At 70.4% G+C, this 19,767-nt stretch carries 13 protein-coding genes and 2 pseudogenes; 9 read left to right on the top strand and 6 right to left on the bottom strand.

Annotated elements, in window-relative coordinates; genetic code table 11:
* The first annotated feature begins 13 nt into the window (after positions 1-13).
* The 4 genes from dapF to hflX all read left to right on the top strand — a co-directional run bounded on the left by dapF (position 14) and on the right by hflX (position 6,786).
* Positions 14-907 (top strand): diaminopimelate epimerase, encoded by an 894-nt coding sequence (gene dapF, locus KUM44_RS34870; RefSeq protein WP_217213766.1) that lies wholly within the window; start codon positions 14-16, stop codon positions 905-907.
* A 298-nt stretch (positions 908-1,205) separates the two neighbouring features.
* Entirely contained in the window at positions 1,206-3,401 is a 2,196-nt protein-coding gene (locus KUM44_RS34865) for a bifunctional (p)ppGpp synthetase/guanosine-3',5'-bis(diphosphate) 3'-pyrophosphohydrolase (RefSeq protein WP_217213765.1), read from the top strand.
* Between the two features lie 104 nt (positions 3,402-3,505).
* Complete coding sequence (locus tag KUM44_RS34860; protein WP_217213764.1) at positions 3,506-5,101, top strand: M1 family metallopeptidase; 1,596 nt, start codon at positions 3,506-3,508, stop codon at positions 5,099-5,101.
* A 191-nt stretch (positions 5,102-5,292) separates the two neighbouring features.
* Positions 5,293-6,786, top strand: a complete 1,494-nt coding sequence (hflX, locus tag KUM44_RS34855; RefSeq protein ID WP_217213763.1) for a GTPase HflX — start codon at positions 5,293-5,295, stop codon at positions 6,784-6,786.
* A gap of 79 nt (positions 6,787-6,865) precedes the next feature.
* Here hflX and KUM44_RS34850 read toward each other — a convergent pair whose 3' ends face one another.
* The 5 genes and pseudogenes from KUM44_RS34850 to KUM44_RS34830 all read right to left on the bottom strand — a co-directional run bounded on the left by KUM44_RS34850 (position 6,866) and on the right by KUM44_RS34830 (position 12,824).
* The gene (locus tag KUM44_RS34850) at positions 6,866-8,062 is read right to left on the bottom strand and encodes a serine protease (protein ID WP_254390564.1); all 1,197 of its coding nucleotides are present in this window, start codon (positions 8,060-8,062) and stop codon (positions 6,866-6,868) included.
* Positions 8,063-8,361: 299 nt separating this feature from the next.
* On the bottom strand, positions 8,362-9,582 hold the full coding sequence (locus KUM44_RS34845; RefSeq protein WP_217213761.1) for a serine protease: 1,221 nt from the start codon (positions 9,580-9,582) through the stop codon (positions 8,362-8,364).
* 510 nt (positions 9,583-10,092) lie between these two features.
* Positions 10,093-10,323, bottom strand: a pseudogene (locus KUM44_RS34840) (sigma factor); the annotation flags it as partial.
* Between the two features lie 325 nt (positions 10,324-10,648).
* Positions 10,649-11,605, bottom strand: coding sequence for a sigma-70 family RNA polymerase sigma factor (locus tag KUM44_RS34835; protein ID WP_217213760.1), 957 nt, complete (start codon positions 11,603-11,605; stop codon positions 10,649-10,651).
* A 10-nt stretch (positions 11,606-11,615) separates the two neighbouring features.
* Positions 11,616-12,824: an NAD(P)/FAD-dependent oxidoreductase gene (locus tag KUM44_RS34830; protein ID WP_217213759.1), complete on the bottom strand. Its 1,209-nt coding sequence runs from the start codon at positions 12,822-12,824 to the stop codon at positions 11,616-11,618.
* Positions 12,825-12,909: 85 nt separating this feature from the next.
* On the opposite strand from KUM44_RS34830, the pseudogene KUM44_RS46165 reads away from it, so the two are divergent.
* Together KUM44_RS46165 and KUM44_RS47760 are read left to right on the top strand one after the other, a co-directional pair.
* A pseudogene (locus tag KUM44_RS46165) lies at positions 12,910-13,314 on the top strand (MerR family transcriptional regulator).
* A 283-nt stretch (positions 13,315-13,597) separates the two neighbouring features.
* Positions 13,598-13,780 (top strand): hypothetical protein, encoded by a 183-nt coding sequence (locus KUM44_RS47760; protein WP_374202103.1) that lies wholly within the window; start codon positions 13,598-13,600, stop codon positions 13,778-13,780.
* Here KUM44_RS47760 and KUM44_RS34815 read toward each other — a convergent pair.
* Entirely contained in the window at positions 13,698-13,943 is a 246-nt protein-coding gene (locus tag KUM44_RS34815) for a hypothetical protein (protein ID WP_217213757.1), read from the bottom strand. The genes KUM44_RS47760 and KUM44_RS34815 overlap by 83 nt on opposite strands.
* Before the next feature lie 293 nt (positions 13,944-14,236).
* Here KUM44_RS34815 and KUM44_RS34810 point away from each other — a divergent pair, with 293 nt between their 5' ends.
* The 3 genes from KUM44_RS34810 (at position 14,237) to KUM44_RS34800 (ending at position 19,474) form a co-directional block, all read left to right on the top strand.
* Complete coding sequence (locus KUM44_RS34810) at positions 14,237-15,970, top strand: diaminobutyrate--2-oxoglutarate transaminase family protein (protein ID WP_217213756.1); 1,734 nt, start codon at positions 14,237-14,239, stop codon at positions 15,968-15,970.
* Positions 15,971-16,419: 449 nt separating this feature from the next.
* A complete protein-coding gene (locus KUM44_RS34805) occupies positions 16,420-18,393 on the top strand; it encodes an IucA/IucC family siderophore biosynthesis protein (protein WP_374202106.1) in 1,974 nt (657 codons plus the stop codon).
* A gap of 172 nt (positions 18,394-18,565) precedes the next feature.
* Entirely contained in the window at positions 18,566-19,474 is a 909-nt protein-coding gene (locus KUM44_RS34800; RefSeq protein ID WP_217213755.1) for a GNAT family N-acetyltransferase, read from the top strand.
* Positions 19,475-19,767 lie beyond the last annotated feature (293 nt).

The following is a 19,767-nucleotide window of genomic DNA, read 5'->3' as shown; positions in this document are numbered from 1 at the left end:
GTACGATCGAGGAATGAGCACGCGGATCGCCTTCCTCAAGGGTCACGGCACCGAGAACGACTTCGTGATCGTCCCGGATCCCGAGAACGTCATCGACCTTCCCCCGGCCGCCGTCGCAGCCCTGTGCGACCGCCGCGCGGGCATCGGCGGTGACGGGCTGCTGCACGTCGTGCGGTCCGCGGCGCACCCCGAGGCCAAGGGCATGGCGGCCGAGGCCGAGTGGTTCATGGACTACCGCAACGGCGACGGCTCGATCGCGGAGATGTGCGGCAACGGCGTGCGCGTGTTCGCGCGCTACCTCCAGCGCGCCGGGTACGCCGTCGAAGGCGATCTCGCGGTCGCCACGCGCGGGGGCGTGAAGACCGTGCACATCGCCAAGACCGCGTCCGGTGGCGGCTCCGCCGCGGGTGATGTCACCGTCGGCATGGGCAAGGCGCTGTTCCCCGAAGGGGACGTCACGGTCAGCGTCGGTGAGCGCAGCTGGCCCGCGCGGAACGTGAACATGGGCAACCCGCACGCGGTCGCCTTCGTGGACGACCTCGCGCACGCCGGCGACCTGTACTCGGCGCCGCCGTTCAGCCCGGCCTCGGCCTATCCGGACGGGGTCAATGTCGAGTTCGTGGTCGACCGGGGGCCCCGGCACGTCGCGCTGCGCGTGCACGAGCGCGGGGCGGGCGAGACCCGGTCGTGCGGCACGGGCGCGTGTGCCGTCGCCGTGGCCACCGCGCGGCGGGACGGGGCGGACCCGGCGGTCACCGGCGCCCCCGTGACGTACACCGTCGATGTGCCGGGCGGCAGCCTCGTGATCACCGAGCGGCCCGATGGCGAGATCGAGATGACCGGCCCCGCGGTGATCGTGGCCGAGGGGGAGATCGACGTCGAGTGGCTGGAAACGTTCGTTCGCTGAGCGGTCGCGTGGTGCGTCATCAGAGCCTTGGGCCGGACGCGGCCTGAGAGTGATGCCGTCGGGACCCTCGGCGTGTTCGAGATCGCGAACGACAGCTGGCTGTCTGGCGCAAAAACGTATACCCGCACACTCTCGCTCGAATGGGTGATCCGTTTCACGCTCGGCGAGAGGCGGTCAGTCGCACGTGATGGGCTCGGTAGCATCAAGCACCGGCCCGGACGGGGGAGATGTCGCCATCCCCTGAGCCGTGTCCGCCATGGGGCACCCCGTCCGCCGGTCCACGCAGCCGGAGGTGCCCATGAGTGCGGAGGCCACGAATTCCGCGACGCCAGGCCCGGTAGCAGGCCCTGTGACGCCTGCGGTGCCTCGCAGGAAAGCCCGTGCCCGCATCGACCTGCGCCGCCTCGGCCGGGCGGCGTTGCTCGGCCCCGCCTCGCGCGGCCGGCTGCCCGACGCGATCAGCCATGTCGTCGACGCCCACCGGGCCCACCATCCCGACGCGGACCTCGAACCGCTGCGCCGCGCCTATGTGCTGGCCGAGTCCTCGCACCGCGGCCAGATGCGCAAGAGCGGCGAGCCGTACATCACACACCCGCTCGCGGTGACCCTGATCCTCGCCGAACTCGGCGCCGAAACCACGACCTTGACTGCCTCTCTGCTGCACGACACCGTCGAGGACACCGACGTGACGCTCGATCAGGTCGGCGAGCAGTTCGGCGCGGAGGTCCGCTTCCTCGTCGACGGCGTCACGAAGCTGGAGAAGGTCGACTACGGCGCCGCCGCCGAGCCCGAGACGTTCCGCAAGATGCTCGTCGCCACCGGCAACGACGTCCGCGTGATGTCGATCAAACTCGCCGACCGGCTGCACAACATGCGCACCCTCGGCGTGATGCGGCCCGAGAAACAGGCCCGTATCGCCAAGGTGACCCGTGACGTGCTCATCCCGCTCGCCGAGCGACTCGGTGTCCAGGCGCTCAAGACGGAACTGGAAGACCTGGTCTTCGCGATCCTGCACCCCGAGGAGTACGAGCACACACGGGAGCTGATCGTCGGCAACGCCTCGCGTGACGACGATCCGCTCGCGGAGATGGCAGACGAGATGCGCACCGTCCTGCGCGAGGCCGACATCCAGGCCGAAGTCCTCATCCGGCCACGGCACTTCGTCTCCGTGCACCGCGTGTCCCGCAAGCGCGGCCGACTGCGCGGCGCCGACTTCGGGCGGCTGCTGGTCCTGGTGAACGAGGACGCGGACTGTTACGGCGTGCTGGGTGAACTGCACACCTGTATGACGCCGGTCGTCTCGGAGTTCAAGGACTTCATCGCGGTTCCCAAGTTCAACCTGTATCAGTCGCTGCACACGGCCGTCGCCCGCGCGGACGGCCAGGTAACCGAAGTCCTCATCCGTACCCACCAGATGCACAAGGTCGCCGAGGCCGGTGTCGTCGCGCTCGGCAATCCCTATGCTCCTCCTTCGGAGGAGCAGGTCGCCGCCAGCGACGGCGAACGTGCCGACCCCACGCGTCCCGGCTGGCTCTCCCGCCTCCTCGACTGGCAGGAGGCGGCCCCCGACCCGGACACCTTCTGGTCCACGCTGCGCGAGGACCTCGCCCAGGACCGAGAGATCACCGTCTTCCGGCCCGACGGCGGCACCCTGGGGCTGCCCGAGGGCGCGACCTGTGTGGACGCCGCCTACGCGCAGTACGGCGAGGACGCGCACGCGTGCATCGGCGCACGCGTCAACGGCCGCCTGGCCACCCTCAGCACCGTTCTGCGGGACGGCGACACCGTTCAGCTCCTCATGGGCCAGGACCCGGCTTCGGAGCCTTCCAGGGAGTGGCTGGAGCACGCTCACACGCCTGCCGCACGGATCGCCATCCAGCGGTGGCTGGCCGCGCATCCCGTGCAGGGAGCCGCGGAGGCCAAGGACGCCGGGGTGGCCTTCCGAGGGGCTGCGGACGGGGCCAAGAACCAGACGGCTGCCCCGGAGGGCGCGGCCGTGCGGCTGGGCGCGGAGGGCCCGGTCGGCCGGTCCGAGGATGGCGACGTACTCGTCGACCGTCCCGGCGCGGCCGTACGCCTCGCCGGCTGCTGCACCCCCGTACCGCCCGACGAGGTCACCGGATTCGCCGTGCGCGGGGGCGTGGTGACGGTTCATCGCGTCGAGTGCTCCGCGGTGGCTCGGATGAAAGGCGCCGGGCGCGCGGAGGTCGGCGTGCGCTGGGGGGAGATCACCGAGTGCCGGGTGACCCTGGTCGCCGAATCGTTCGTCCGCCCGCACCTTCTGGCTGACCTCACGGAGGCGATGGCCCTGGAGGGCGCCGAGATCGTCTCGGCGACGGTCGAACCCCCGACCCAGCAGCGCGTACGTCACACCTACACGGTCCAGTTGCCGGACGCGGCGCTGCTGCCGGGGCTCATGCGGGCGATGCGGAACGTGGGAGGCGTGTACGACGTGAGCAGGCCGCAGCCGCAGGCGCAGACCCAGGGGGCGTGAGGGCGCGGGGTTCCCCAGCGGCTGCACCCACCTGACATACCCGTTCGAGTGGGGCGGTCGCGCGTCGTCGACGCCCCGCACGCGCGCGCTGATAGCCGTGGTACATGCTGCTCACCCCCCGCACCGAGGCTCGGCGACCAGTCCCTGGCGCTCCTCGTACCCGTCCTGGAACCCGTCGACGGGCCCAGGCGTCCGCCCTGGTCGCCCTCACCGCCTCCCTCGGCCTCCTCGCCGCGAGCGCTCCGGCCGAACCTCTGGGCGTCGGCGACCGCCTCTTCCCGCACCTGGGCAACCCCGGCTACGACGTGGCCTCGTACGACCTCTCCTTCACCTACCCCGGCACGAACAGCAAACCCCTCCAGGCCGTCACCACGATCGACGCCTGGACGACGAAGGACCTGGACCGCGTCAACCTGGACTTCGCCCACGGCAAGGTCGAGTCCGTCGAGGTCGACGGGACGCCCGCGACCTTCCGCAGCGCCGGTGAGGACCTGGTCGTCACGCCCGAGGAGCCGTTGGCCGACGGCAGCTGGACGCGGATCACCGTGCGGCACACCAGCGATCCCGTGTACGGCAAGACCCGGGAGGGCGGCTGGGTGCGGACCACGGACGGCCTCGCCATGGCCAACCAGGCCGACGCCGCCCATGTCGTGTTCCCCTGCAACGACCACCCCTCCGACAAGGCGATGTTCACCATCCGGGTCACCGCGCCCAACGGCTACACCGCCGTCGCCAACGGCCTGCCGACCGACGTGGACCGCGCGGGCGGCTCGACGACCTGGACGTACCGCACTCGGCACCCCATGGCCACCGAGCTCGCCCAGGTGTCCATCGGCCGCTCCGAGGTCGTGCACCGCACCGGGCCGCACGGGCTGCCCCTCCGGGACGTCGTGCCCGCCAAGGACCGCAAGCAGCTCGAGCCGTGGCTGAAGAAGACCCCGGCCCAGATCTCCTGGATGGAGAGCAAGGTCGGACGGTACCCCTTCGAGACGTACGGCCTGCTCATGGCCGATGCCGCCACCGGGTTCGAACTCGAGACGCAGACGCTCTCGCTCTTCGAGCGAGACCTCTTCACCGAGTCCGCCTTCCCGAAGTGGTACATCGAGTCGATCATGGTGCATGAGCTGGCGCACCAGTGGTTCGGCGACAGCGTCAGCCCGCGCGCGTGGTCCGACCTGTGGCTCAGCGAGGGACACGCCACCTGGTACGAGACCCTGTACGCCGCGGAGAAGGCGGGCAGGCCCATGGAGGCCCGGATGAAGGCCGCGTACGCCGCCTCCGACCGCTGGCGTGCGGCCGGCGGACCTCCCGCGGCGCCCAAGGCGGCCGCCGCCGGCAAGAAGAACGGGATCTTCCGGCCGAACGTCTACGACGGCGCGTCCCTGGTCCTGTACGCCCTCCGCCAGGAGATCGGCGCCCCGGCGTTCGAGCGCCTGGAACGCGCGTGGGTGAAGCGCTACAAGGACCGTTCCGCCACGACCGCGGACTTCGTCGCGCTCGCGGAGGACATCTCCGGCCGCCACCTCGACGGGTTCATGCACGCCTGGCTGTACGGCGAGAAGACCCCGCCGATGCCCGGTCAGCCGGAGTGGAAGTCGGCGGACCCGACGAAGCCGGCCGGGAAGAAGGCGACCGGGAAGGCGCCTGAGAAGAAGGCCGCCGCCAAGACGGCCGCCGGGAAGAAGGCGACCGGCGAATAAGGCGGTGACGAGACGGGCCGTGCCGTGCGAACATCTTCAGGTCGGCACGGCACGGTGCGCGGGAATCTCCCGGGGTACTCGTGCGTTGTGGCTAGTGACGGACAGTTTCCGGGCGCTACGGACCAGCTCCGAAGCGCCAGAGCCACTGCCACCGTCGCCGCAAACGGATTCCCCATCGACGTAAGGACCCAATGACCTCCTCTTCTTCCCCTTCCCAGGACACGCAGCGCTTCGCGCACACCTATCCCGAAGGTCTTCGGGCCGATGCCCTGATGGAAGAGGACGTCGCCTGGAGCCACGAGATCGACGGAGAGCGGGACGGCGACCAGTTCGACCGCTCCGAGCGTGCGGCTCTGCGCCGCGTGGCGGGCCTCTCCACCGAGCTCGAGGACGTCACCGAGGTCGAGTACCGCCAGCTCCGTCTGGAGCGGGTCGTGCTCGTCGGCGTCTGGACCTCGGGAACCGTGCAGGACGCGGACAACTCCCTCGCGGAGCTCGCCGCCCTCGCGGAGACCGCGGGCGCGATCGTGCTCGACGGCGTGATCCAGCGCCGTGACAAGCCCGACGCGGCCACCTACATCGGCTCCGGCAAGGCGGACGAGCTGCGGGACATCGTGCTGGAGACCGGCGCCGACACCGTCATCTGCGACGGTGAGCTCAGCCCGGGCCAGCTCATCCACCTCGAAGACGTCGTCAAGGTCAAGGTCATCGACCGTACGGCCCTGATCCTCGACATCTTCGCCCAACACGCCAAGTCCCGAGAGGGCAAGGCGCAGGTCGCGCTCGCGCAGATGCAGTACATGCTGCCGAGGCTGCGCGGCTGGGGTCAGTCGCTGTCCCGGCAGATGGGCGGCGGCAAGGGCGGCGGCCTCGCCACCCGTGGTCCCGGTGAGACCAAGATCGAGACGGACCGGCGTCGGATCCGCGAGAAGATGGCGAAGATGCGCCGGGAGATCGCGGAGATGAAGACCGGCCGCGAGATCAAGCGCCAGGAGCGCAAGCGCCACAAGGTGCCCTCGGTCGCCATCGCCGGCTACACCAACGCCGGCAAGTCCTCCCTGCTCAACCGCCTCACGGGCGCGGGCGTCCTGGTCGAGAACGCCCTGTTCGCGACCCTCGACCCGACAGTGCGCCGGGCCGAGACCCCGGGCGGACGGCTGTACACGCTGGCCGACACGGTCGGTTTCGTACGGCACCTGCCGCACCACCTGGTCGAGGCGTTTCGCTCCACCATGGAGGAGGTCGGGGAGTCCGACCTGATCCTGCACGTGGTGGACGGCTCGCATCCGAACCCGGAGGAGCAGCTGGCCGCCGTACGCGAGGTGGTCAGGGACGTCGGGGCGACCGACGTACCGGAAATCGTCGTGATCAACAAGGCGGACGCGGCCGACCCGCTGACCCTCCAGCGGCTGATGCGGATCGAGAAGCGCTCCATCGCGGTCTCGGCACGCACCGGCCAGGGCATCGAAGAGCTGCTCGCGCTGATCGACAACGAGCTGCCCCGCCCGTCCGTCGAGATCGAGGCGCTCGTGCCGTACACCCACGGCAAGCTGGTGGCCCGCGCCCACACCGAGGGCGAGGTGATCTCCGAGGAGCACACCCCGGAGGGCACGCTGCTCAAGGTGCGGGTGCACGAGGAACTGGCGGCGGATCTCACGCCGTACGTTCCGACGGCGACCGCCTGAGCCATGCCGTAGATACGCCGAAGGCCCGCCCCCGCTGGAACGGAAGTCGCAGGGGGCGGGCCTTTCGTATGTGCCTGTGTCAGCGACCGCCGTATGTCTTGCTCATGTACTGGTACACCGACTCGGCGCCCGCTCCCAGCTGCGGGCCCGCGAGCCAGGTGTTGTCCTCAGGGCCGATCGACGTGTTCGACACCAGCTTGGTCTCGCCGTCCACCACCCGGAACCAGCCGCCGCCCGACGAACCGCCGGTCATGGTGCAGCCGATGCGGTACATGGTCGGCAGGGTGGTGCTGAGCGAGAACCGGCCCGGCTGGTCGAGGCACTTGAACATCCGCAGGCCGTTGTACGGCGGCGCCGCCGGGTAGCCCCAGGCGCCCATCGTGCCGGCCTCGGTCGCCGACGGCGCCGAGAAGTCCACGTCGAGGGCGGCGCCGACCGTCTCCTCGAGCGACTTGGAACCCTGCTCCGGCTTCACATGCAGTACGGAGTAGTCGTACGCGGCACCCGCACCGCCGGTCTGCGAACCGCCCTTGATCCACTCGTTGGAGGTCGAGACCCAGTCCGCCCACCAGTTGCCGTACGGGGCGATCTCGGTGGCGTTGGCGTTGCTCAGCTGTGCCGCGGACTTGCCGAGGTCGTTGTAGGCCGGGACGAAGACGATGTTGCGGTACCAGCCGCCGTCGCCACCGGCGTGCACACAGTGGCCGGCCGTCCAGACCAGGTTGGACTTGCCGGGATGGTTGACGTCCTTGATCACCGTGCCGGAGCAGACGGCCGGGCCGTCGGGGGAGTCGAAGAAGACCTTGCCGACCGGGGCCGCGTTGTCGTGGTACGGCGTCTTCTCGGCCGTGGCCTGCACGGGGGCGGGCTCCGGGTCGCTCACGCCCTGGTCGGCGGAGGCGTCCTGCGTGGTGATCGTCTTGTTGGCCTCCTTGGCGGACTGCATCCGGTCGGGCTTCCACAGGCCCTCGATCACCGGATTGACGAAGTCCTTGGCCTCACTCAGCCACTTGTCCTTGTCCCAGTCCTGCCAGCCGCCGCTGGTCCACTTGTCGACATCGATGCCGTGCTCCTTGAGCTTGTCCTCGATGTCGGTCGGAATCTGGATCTTGCCGCCGCCGATCTCGTCGGCGGCCTGGGACGCGGCGGCATCGGCCTGGTCGTTCGCCGCGTCCTCCACCGAGCCGCCACAGGCGGTCGCGGTGAGCGCGAGGGCGGCGACGAGGCCGGTGGCGGCGAGGGCGGAGCGCCGCCTGCGGCGTGGAGCTGTGGGCATATGTGCGGAACGCATGGTGCGGTAACCCCCGTTGGAGCGTGCTGAGCCGTCTTGCCTGAAGTCAGGCGCCGGTCACGAAACGTCGGTACTGGTCGCGAAACGCCAGGTGCTGGTCATGGAGGGGTCGTGCATGCTCTCGTGTCGACCCCTCGGACGCGACACCCCACTATGCCCGTGGAGTTGGGGGCGAACGGCGGTGAGGCGGTGAAGGTTTCTCCCTCGACCCACCGCCGCCGGTCCCTACGACGCTGCCGTCAGCTTTCAGTCACCGGCCTCGGGCCTCCGGCTTCCGGCCGACGTCACTGGCCGGCGAACTTGTCGCTCACCTTCTCGAAGATGCCGTTGGCCTCCTTGCCCAGCCGCGGGCCCGCCAGCCAGCCCGAGTCCACCGGGCCGATGGAGGTGTTGGAGACGAGCGCCGGCTTGCCGTCCGAGCCGGTCGCGACCCAGCCACCACCGGACGAACCGCCGGTCATGGTGCAGCCGATGCGGTACATCGTCGGGTCCGACGCCTTGAGCGACAGCCGACCCGGCTTGTCCTGGCACTGGTACAGCTTCTGGCCGTCGAACGGTGCCGCCGCCGGGTAGCCGATCGCCTTGATGCTGTCCACCTCGGGGACGGCGGGCGCGTTGAAGTCCACCGGGAGGGCCGAACCGACCGTCTCCTCCAGGGACTTGCCGTTGCTGCCCTCCTCCGGCTTCACATGCAGCACGGCGAAGTCGTACGAGGCGCCGTCCCCGCCTGTCGCACCGCCCTGCGCGATCCACTGGTCCGAGGTCTGCGCCCAGTCGGCCCACCAGACGCCGTACGGAGCGACCTGTTCCCGCGTGGCGTTCTTGATCTCCGCGGCCGACATCCCCGCGTCGTTGTAGGACGGCACGAACGCGATGTTGCGGTACCAGCCGCCGCTCTTGCCGGCGTGCACGCAGTGACCGGCCGTCCAGACCATGTTGGACTTGCCTGGGTTGGCCGGGTCCTGAACGACCGTCGCCGAGCAGACCATCGTGCCCTCGGGGGAGTCGAAGAAGACCTTGCCTGCCTCGGGCGCGTTCGCGTGGTACGAGGCCGGCACGCCCTGGGCGGCCACGGGCTCCGGCGTCGGGTCGGTCACCCCCTGGTCACCGGAGAGGTCGCTGTCGTCGACGCCCCGGTCCGGATCCTCGGCGTCCCTCATGCGGTCCGGGTCCCACAGGCCCTCGATGATCGGGTTGATGTAGTCCTGGGCCTCGCGGAGCCAGTCGTCCTTCTCCCACTGCTTCCAGGCGCCGCCCTTCCACTTGTCGATGTCGATCCCGTGCTCTTTGAGCTTGTCCTTGATGTCGTCCGGGATCGTGATCTTGCCCTCGCCCCCGGCCGCCGCGGACGCGGTGGCCTCACCGCCCGCCTCGGCGTCGCCCGACTCGCAGGCCGTGACGGTGAAGGCGAGCGCCGCGGCCATCGCGACCACGGGGAGCGGGGAGGTGGTGCGGCGCGTGTTCCTCCCCCGACGAGCGGTGAACGACGGCCGTATCGAACGCATGATCTGACTCCCCCTGGGATGACGGTACTTGGCGCCGTGGCCGTGAACTTCGGCGATCCATCGCTGGTCCGGCCCGTGTCACGGCGCGTTGGGACGGCACCACACACTATGCGCTCGCTGTGGGGGAGTTCCGGCGGAACGGCAACGGTTTCGCTACGGGCTGTCTGAGCTGGCAATTCACCCCGAGTGCCGCTGATGTGACGTCTGTTGTGCCCGTCCAGTCGGGGGGCGGGACCCGTTGATGTCAACGGTGGATGTCAGCCTCATGCGTTGACACCAACCGTGCGCGGGTTCGGCGGGAACGGGAGCGGGCCAGCCGGGCGAGGGTGACGGCGATCAGGCCCAGGAGCATGGCGAAGTAGGCGCAGCCCAGCCCGTCCCTGGGGTGGGGCGGGCCAGGGCCGGGCTGCCGCCCACCGCGCCGAGGAGGTCGACCAGCACCGACAGGGAAGCCCCGACCGGGCCGACGCTCACGGCATAGACGCTCGCGGCGACCGGCTGGACGGAGGGGTCCGCTACGTCCGGCGTGGTGAGCAGCGGTGCGGGCGGCCACTGGCCGACGTACGCCTGCCGACGGCGTTTCATGGTGCGCAGCCGGTTGAGCGCCTGCCGGGTCGTGATCCGCACCAGGCAGGTCCGCCGGTCGCTCACCTGCCCAAGGTCGATCTTGACCCAGCGCAGTCAGGTCTCCTGGAGGACGTCTTCGGCGTCGGCCGCCGAACCGAGCAATCTCGCAGGCACATGGCGGGGAACGACAGGCTGATGGACGTGGGCCGCTCACCGGCGACGCGGCCGAGCACCGAGTCGGCGGCGTGCGCACCCAGGCAGCCCGCGACAAAGGCGCTCATCCGGAACGGCAGGTCCGACGTTGCCGCCGAGTCCCCGGCGGCAACGATGCGCTCGTCGTCCACGCTGGTCGGCGTCTCTCCGTGAGCAGGCGCCCCACGGCATCAGTGCTCTCGGCCATGGGGGGCTCCTCCGTTTCCAGGGTCGGCCTCAAGACACCGCGTGATCGGCAGCTGTGACAGCGTGTGAGCCAGCTCACTTTTCGGTGGTCGGCGTCGGGTCACCACTGGGCGATGAGCGGTGTGTCCGGTTCGTGCCGCCGCCAGGCTTCGGTGAGCCGGGCGAGGCGGGTAGGGGCGGCGATACCGCGCACGGACGAGATCCTGCTGCCTGTGATGTCGAACGTCACTGAGCCGACGACCTGGTCGCCGAGCACGGTGAGGATGGCGGGGGTGCCGTTGACGAGCGCGTAGTGGATTGCGGGCGTGCCGCCGACAAGTCGCCGTTTCGCGGGGGTGGGTTTGAAGCCGGCCCGTGCGACGGCGGCGACGCGCTGGGGCGTGTCGTACCGCAGCAGCTTCTCGGTCAGGCCGGCGCCGTCGGAGATCGCGGTCGCGTCGTCGGTGAGCAGCGCCACCAGCCGTTCGGTGCGGCCCGAGGAGGCAGCGGCGAGGAATTCCTCGACGATCCTGCGGGAGGTCGCCGGGTCCACTTCGCCGCTGCCGCGACGGCGCGCGGCGGTGATGCGGCGCCGGGCCCGGTGGAGGTGCTGCTGGCTTGCGGACTCGGTGATGTCGAGGATCTCGGCGATCTCGGCGTGGCTGTAGGAGAACGCTTCGCGCAGGACGTAGACGGCCCGCTCGAGGGGTGACAGGCGCTCCATGAGAGTCAGCACGGCCAGGGAGACCGATTCGCGCTGCTCGAAAGTGTCGGCCGGGCCGAGCATCGGGTCGCCGTCGAGGAGCGGTTCGGGCAGCCAGGCGCCGGTGGTGCGTTCGCGGCGGACCTGTGCCGAACGGAGCCGGTCGAGGCACAGGTTGGTGACGACCTTGGTCAGCCATGCTTCCGGCACCTTGATCCGCTGCCGGTCGGCGGCCTGCCACTGCAAGAACGCATCCTGCACGGCGTCCTCGGCGTCGGTGGCGGAGCCCAGCAGCCGGTACGCCAGCGAGGCCAGCCGGTTCCGGCAGGCCTCGAACCGGCTGATGTCCAAGCGATCAGTGGCGGTGCTGTCCACGCGGGCCACCCTAGGCGGCTACGCGCACGCCGACCGCCCTTTCGGCGGGTGCATCAGGCGCGAGGTGGCGCGTGCGCCTGGGCAGGCCGAAGGTCGGGTGCGAGACGGCCCACAGCGAGATCCTGAGGATGCCCGCCTTGATCCGCGCGGCCGTCCGGCCGCCCACGTACTTCGGCTGTGCCTGCGCTTCGTCGTCGACCATTTGCAGGATCCCGTCCCGCCGCCCGAGGCTGATGTGGTTGCCCGGGTAGACCAGCTTGGTGTTCGCGATCTCGCCGCCGGTCAGGCGTCCCACGATCGCGTCCGCCGCCTGTCGGCCGGTGTAGCCGGCCGAAGCGCAGGACATCGGCAGCGGCCGGCCGTTGTCGCCGATGGCGTAGGCGCTGTCGCCGCAGGCGTAGACGTTCGGGTGCGAGACCGACCGCATGGTGCGATCGACGACGATCCGGCCGTTCTCGGTGACCTCCAGCCCGCCGACGGCGGCGATGGGGCCGACCGCGAACCCGGCCGTCCACACGGTCGCGTCGGACGCCAGGGCGGTGCCGTCGGCGCACAGCACCCGCGTCGCTTCGACGGCTTCGACACTGGCGTACTCCAGGACGGTGACGCCCAACCGGTCACAGACGTGCCGCAGGTGGCTGCGGGCTCCGGCGGAGAGCCGGGCGCCCAGCTCGCCGCGGGCGACCAGCGTCACCGACAGGCCGGGCCGGGCTTCGGCGATCTCGGTGGCGGTCTCGATACCGGTCAATCCGTCGCCGACGACCAGCACACTCCCGCCTTCGTCCCGCTTGCCCAGACTGTCCAGGCGTTCGCGCAGGCGCAGCGCCGAGGGCCGGCCGGAAACGTCGAAGGCGTGCTCGGCCACGCCGGCCACGCCGTGGTCGGCGACGTGGCTGCCGAGCGCGTAGAGCAGGGTTTCGTAGCCGAGTTCGCCGCCGCCGTCGGCATCGGCCATGGCGACGACCTGGCGCTCGGGGTCGACGGCGGTGACACGGGCCACGCGCAGCCGTATCCCCGTGCCCGCGAAGACGTCGGCGAGCTGTGGAGCTTCGATCTCCTGGCCGGCCGCGAGCTGATGCAGCCGCAGCCGCTGGACGAAGTCCGGCTCCGCGTTGACCACGGTGATCTCGGCGTCCGCCGGGGACAGCCGTCGGGCCAGGGTCCCGGCCACGTAGGTCCCGGCGTAGCCGGCGCCGAGGACGACGATGCGGTGCTTCATCTGCTGCTCCTGTCGGTTGGCTTGCTCTCGGTGACTTGCTCGGTGAATTGAGCGGGACAGCGCCCCGATTGCTGACAGGAACTGCATGTGGCATGAGTCACAGTGCGGCAGGAGCCTCATCCCCTCCGCCCGCTCCCGGGGTGGCTTCCGCCTCTACGCCGAGGCCGACGTCGCCCGCCTGATGGTCATCCGCCGTATGAAGCCGCTCTCGGCTCACCCTCGACGAGATGCGTGCCCTGCTGGAGTACACCGACCGCCTCGACTCGAGCGAGGATCTGCCGCCCGAAGAACGCGAGGCGCTGCTTGAGCGAATCCGCGGTTTCGAGCAGGCGGCCCGGCAGCGAGTCGAGAACCTGCGCACCCAACACTGGCCCGAGCGGATGGACGCGCGGCCATGCTGGCGGAGCGCCTCGCGCGGACTTCCACGCCCTGGCCCAGTCCTGCGTGGCCTGCACGCCTCTTGCCCGGCGGCGTATTCCTCCCCGCCTAAATAAGCGGACGAACGGTGTACGCCCCGCGGCGCCCGGGCTCGATACGCACGCTGATCGACCCCATTGGTGCGACAACCCTGTCGGTCGGGGCGCATACCTCGACCGGTCCGCCGGAGTCCTCGCTCACCAGGGCGTGATGGACGGCGAAGGAGCACCTCCTGATCAACCCGGTGAAGATCGACCTCGACGGAACAACCTGTCCGACTCGGACCGGCCCATCAACGAGGCTGTCTGCTGATCCACTCGGGGATCCACGCCAACCTGCCCGACGCGGACTGCATCATGCACATCCACACCACCGCCGGCACCGGAGTCGCCTGCCTGCGCGGCTGCCTGGGCATCACGGTCGACCCCGAGGAGAAGCCACGGCTGGTGGCCGGCCTCAGCGCCCCTGTGGACGTTGCAGCGAGACGGCTGGATCCGGATCGCCGCCCAGTCGTCCGGGCATGCGCTCAAGCCCGGTGACCTTGGAGGCGGCGGTGCGCTCGACCACGGAGTCCTTCCAGATGGGGCCACCGGACCCAGGCCCGGGCCCGACGCTGGCTGCTTCGAGCAGCGGCCGCTCGTTGATGATCTCCCGAGATCCCTTGTCGGTGGCGTCCTGGGCAGCACGGCCGACGGTTCGCACGGAGCGGGCGGGCCGGCGTCGGCCCGGGGGTGACCAAGCCGGTCGGCGACGGCCGCTCGCCGATGTCGATGCGGGGTGGGTCGGCGACGATCCGTCACGGCAAGGATCTTGAAGCAACCCGTAACCCGGTGAACAGTCCGGGGTTGGTAGCGGTGGGGGCCTGCTGTCCGTGTGCGGTCCCCTGTGCCCAGTTCCCCGGAGTTTCGAGTGGACGCTCGCGGGGCTTCGTATGTCGGGTCGGGCGAGGATGCGAGAGACCTGCTCGCCCCTGGACAGCGGGAGGACAGGGAGCCATGGCAGTGACCGAATCTGTGCGCGGGGAAACGTCCGAGTCGGCGGGGGCGCGCGCCGTGCACGAGGGGATCCTGCGGCGGCAGTCGGCGCGCGAGTCGGCGGCACGCACCTACGCCCGTTCCCTGCCCATCGTGCCAGTGCGGGCGCGCGGGCTGACCATCGAAGGGGCCGACGGCCGCCGCTACCTGGACTGTCTGTCCGGTGCCGGGACGCTGGCGCTCGGCCACAACCACCCCGTGGTCCTTGAGGCCATCCGCAAAGTCCTGGACTCGGGCGCGCCGCTGCACGTCCTGGACCTGGCGACCCCGGTCAAGGACGCCTTCATCACCGAGCTGTTCCACACCCTGCCGCCCGGCCTCGCCGACCACGCGCGCGTGCAGTTCTGCGGCCCGGCCGGCACGGACGCGGTGGAGGCCGCTTTCAAGCTGGTCCGGGCCGCCACCGGGCGCAACGGAATCCTCGCCTTCAGCGGCGCCTACCACGGGATGACCGCCGGAGCCCTTGAAGCGTCCGGGGGCGCCTTCGACGTACGGGTCGCACGCCTGCCCTACCCGCAGGACTACCGCTGTCCCTTCGGCGTCGGCGGCGAACGCGGTGCCGAACTCGCCGCCCGCTGGACCGAGTCCGTCCTCGAAGATCCCAAGTCGGGAGTGCCCCATCCCGCCGGGATGATCCTCGAACCCGTCCAAGGCGAGGGCGGCGTGATCCCCGCGCCGGACGGCTGGCTGCGGCGCATGCGGCAGATCACCGCCGACCGCTCCATCCCACTGATCGCCGACGAGGTCCAGACGGGGGTCGGGCGAACCGGTGCCTTCTGGGCCATGGAGCACAGCGGCGTCACCCCCGACGTCATGGTCCTCTCCAAGGCCATCGGTGGCAGTCTGCCCCTGGCGGTCATCGTCTACCGAGACGAACTCGACGCCTGGCAACCCGGCGCACATGCCGGAACCTTCCGCGGAAACCAGCTCGCCATGGCCGCCGGCACAGCGACCCTCGCCTACGTCCGCGAGAACCGGCTCGCGGAACGGGCGGCCGAACTGGGCTCGCAGATGCTGCGTCAACTCCAAGCAATGGCAGGCGAGTTCACCTGTATCGGCGATGTGCGGGGGAGAGGGCTGATGATCGGGGTCGAAGTGGTGGAGCCAGAGGCTGAATCCACGCAGGGCGAGGGGCCGCGGACGGCGAACATGGCGGCGCTGGAAGCGGCGGGCGACGAGCCGGGTCTCTTGGCTCCTCCGGGAGGGTGCGGGCGTGCTCCCGGCCAGGCCGAGCCTGGTGGTTCCGGTGATCTGGGTTGGCCTGGCGAGGGAGTGGCGAGCGGTCTCGTGGGCGCCGACCCTGCCCGAATTACGGGCGGCCCCTCGGCGGGCCTGCCACCTGTCGGTGGAGGAGAGCGGGCGGCGGCGACAGCGCAGGACCAGGATCGCCGCCCACGTCCAGCTGCCCCCGGACTCGCAGCCGCGATCCAGCGGGAGTGCCTTCGACGCGGCCTGATCGTCGAACTCGGCGGCCGCCACTCCAGCGTCGTACGGCTGCTTCCACCCCTGACCATCAGCGACGAGCAGGCCCACGCGGTGCTGGACCGGCTGGCCGACGCGGTGGACGCTGTGTCGCGCAACCACGCCGACCACGACGGGACCTACCAGCCGCACCCGGTCCAGCGACGGCGCGGCGGCCGAACCGATCGGACAGATCAGCCAGGCCGGGCCGACTGGGCCGACCGGGCCGTGTAGTCCGGCAGCCGATGAGGGCGCGCCACTTCCCACCTCGAGCTGTGCCGCCGCGTCGGCGTCAGCCGACCGACCCACGCCCGAGCGCCCCCTCGCTTCCCACCGAAACCTCACCACCAACGGAACCCCCCTCCGAGCCCACCTCTGGAACGCGGGCCCCTCCAGGCCACGCCCACCCTCACCATCAGCACGGCGGCCGTCGCCGCACAGCCGGAACCACCTCAAGAGGACCAGCCTTGACCACCACCCCCGCGACCGACGGCCGTACCGACACCCGCGCGCAGGTTTCCTCCGCTCGATGGCTCTCCCAGCCGGAGCCGGAGCCGCCCGTGCCGACACAGGGCCTCGCCGCCTCCCAGACGCCGGTACTCGGGCCGATGCAGGGAGGCGCCCCGGACGGGGAGTGGCTGCACAAGGGCACCGCCGACTTCCTGGAGCATCCCGACCCGCACATGGCAGGCCAGGCCGCCGCGGTGGAGAACCTGCTCCGCTGCTGGGTACGCGAGACGAACGTCCCGGCACCCGACAACGGGGTCCTCCGAATCCCCTTGCCGGCCACCGGCACCGCCCTGCTGGTCCCGGTCCACTACTGGTCCCCGACGGGGTGGCACCGCTTCGGTCTTCCGCACCTGGCCGACGCCCCGCCCCAGTCCCCGCCGACCGACGCGGTCACCCTCGCCGCCCTACTCATCAGGGAGACGCTCGGCGGCGGCAGCCCTGCTGCCGACGGTGCTCCTCTGCCGAACTCCGATACTGCGACACCCCCGACCGCCCCCACACCGTGTGCTCGGGCCTCCCTCGCTTCCTCGCCCGTACCGTCTCCCACCGCTGCATCCGTGAAGTCCGCCGCGTCTCCGACCCTTGCCGTATCCCCGCTCGCTGCCGTGCCTCCGGCCTCCGAGTCCTCCGCCTTTCCTGCGCCCACGAACCCCTCCCTCCCTGCGTTTTCCTCCGACGCCACCGACCTCGTTGCCCGTGTCGCCGACTCCGTCCGGCGAACTGTCACGTTCATCAGCGAGCGCCGTGAGCACCCTGCCGACTGCCCCGACCACTTCCTCGCGTCCGAGCAGGCTCTCCTCCTCGGACATCCGCTCCACCCGACGCCGAAGAGCCGCGAGGGTCTCTCCGATACCGAAGCTCGGCGGTACTCACCCGAGTTGCGTGGTTCCTTCCCCTTGCACTGGCTGGCTGTCGCTCCCTTCCTGCTCGCCACTGACTCTGCTTGGACCGAACGTGGCAGGGCTGTCCCGGCCGCGCACCTCACCGCCCGCCTCGCCGGTCATGAGCTGCCGGTGCCCGACGGGTACGCGGCCCTCCCCCTGCACCCTTGGCAGCACCGCGAGGTCCTGCATCGCCCCGACACCGCGGCCATGGTCGAGGCCGGTCTGCTCCGGGACCTCGGCGCCCACGGGGCTCTGTGGCACCCCACCTCCTCCGTCCGAACCGTCCACAGGTCCGGTGCCCCCGCCATGCTCAAGCTGTCGCTGGGCCTGCGGATCACCAACTCGCGCCGTGAGAACCTCCGCAAGGAGCTGCACCGCGGTGTCGAGGTACACCGCCTCCTGCGCAGCGGTCTCTCCACCCAGTGGCAGGCTGCGCACCCCGGTTTCGACATCGTCCGCGACCCGGCATGGCTCGCGGTCGACGGGCCGGACGGCGCTCCTGTGCCCGGCTTCGACGTGGTGATCCGGCACAACCCGTTCACGCCTTCCGACAACGTGTCCTGCGTAGCAGGACTCGTCTCACCCCGTCCCTCCGCACAACCCGGCACCACCCTCGGGCGGCCGCGGTCGGGCAAGGAAGTTCTCAGGTCCCGTCTGGCCGACGTGGTCACGCATCTCGCCGTCCGGACGGGGCGCCCTCGCGGGGCCGTTGCCGCCGAGTGGTTCCTGCGCTACCTCGAACAGATCGTCCGTCCAGTTCTGTGGCTGGACGCCGAGGCCGGAATCGCCCTGGAGGCGCACCAGCAGAACACCCTGCTTCTGCTGGATGGTGACGGCTGGCCATCAGGCGGCCGGTACCGCGACAACCAGGGCTACTACTTCCGTGAGTCCCGGCGCACGGAACTGGAGGCCCGGCTTCCCGGCATCGGCGAGTGCAGCGACACCTTCGTCTCGGACGAGGTCACCGACGAGCGCTTCGCGTACTACCTCGCGATCAACAACGTGTTCGGTCTCATCGGCGCGTTCGGTTCCCAGCATCTTGCCGACGAGCAATTGCTGCTCGCAGCGTTCCGCCGTTTCCTCAACAACGTCGCCGCCGGTCCCGCCCGGTTGAGCACATCACTGCCGGCACACCTGCTCGACTCACCGGTCCTGCGATGCAAGGCGAATCTGCTGACCCGAGTGCACGGCCTCGACGAACTCGTCGGCCCGGTCGACACCCAGTCCGTCTACGTCACCATCGCCAACCCCCTGCACATCTGACCGTCTGTGTCGCCCATGCCATCCCGTACTTGCGTCTTGTCCGCCGCTATCCCTCACCTCCGTCGCTCCCCGTCGCTCGACTCCTGTGCTCCCGACACCGTCTCCGGCCTTCGCCAATCTCCTTCATCCCTGAGGAACATGACCCACCCCGTCTCCTGAGAGGAGCGTCGCCGTGCCTCCCACCGACGCAAGTGCCAACGCCGATGCCGCCCCCGTCACCGACATCGGTACCGCCACGAGCCCGGGGGCTCGTGAGAGCTGTGGCGCCCCGGCTGCCGGCGCGAGCGCGGACAGTGAGGACACGCTGGACGTGCCCCTGCCCGACGAGATCATCGCGCTCTTCGAGGAGGACGCCGGTGGAGTCGGGGCAGGGAACCTGGGCGCAGGCTCAGCAGCCGGGGCGGCGGCCCCGCCGACACCTGATCCCGTTGCCAAGCCCGTGCCCGATCCGACAGACGCACCCGTACTCGATCCCGCAGCAGTACCCGCCTCCGACCTGTCCCACGCCGAAGATCTGCTCGACCACATTGCCGACTGGGGGCCGATCAGCACACCCGCAGGAGTGCTTCACCTGGTCCCCGTGCGGGTCGACCGAGACCTTCCGATCATCGGCCACTGGATGAACGATCCCGCCGTCGCGGCGTTCTGGGAACTTGCCGGACCCCCGAACGCGACCGAGGAACACCTGCGGCTCCATCTCTCCGGTGACGGACGCAGCGTCCCGTGCCTGGGATTGTTGGAAGGCACGCCGATGAGTTATTGGGAAATCTACCGGGCCGACCTCGACCCGCTGGCCCGGCATTATCCGGCCCGGCCTCATGACACCGGCGTCCATCTCCTCATCGGAGCCGTCGGCGACCGTGGGCGAGGACTTGGCGGGATCCTCCTCCGAGCAGTCGCCGACCTCGCACTCGACAGGCGCCCCGCCTGCGCTCGCATCGTCGCCGAACCCGACATTCGCAACACCCCTTCCGTCGCCGCTTTCCTGAGCGCCGGCTTCCGGTTCTCAGCCGAGGTCGACCTGCCCGCCAAGCGGGCTGCCCTCATGGTCAGAGATCGAAGTCTGCGCCATCTGCTGTGACGCCACGTCGCGGCATCATCACTTTTGGTACACCGCTCGCGGCGATCCGGTTCCCACTCCCGACGAACCGGTTTCAGGCAGAGTCGATCTCTCACACGCTCAGGGTCGGCGGTCGACTGCCGAGGCAGCCGAGGCGTGTGGCGCATGCAGGGCTGGGCCCTCCGAATCCGTACCTGCCAGGCCCGCACCACTACCGATTCTCTTCGCCAAACCCCGCCGACCGGCCCACGTCCGAACCGCCCGCCACACCCACCCGACCCGGCCATGTCCGAACCGCCCGCCACACCCACCCG

It is taken from the genome of Streptomyces sp. AC550_RSS872, assembly GCF_019049285.1.
Lineage (GTDB): Bacteria > Actinomycetota > Actinomycetes > Streptomycetales > Streptomycetaceae > Streptomyces.
The sequence above is the reverse complement of the archived record's forward strand: the minus strand, read 5'-3'. Positions and strand labels throughout refer to the sequence as shown.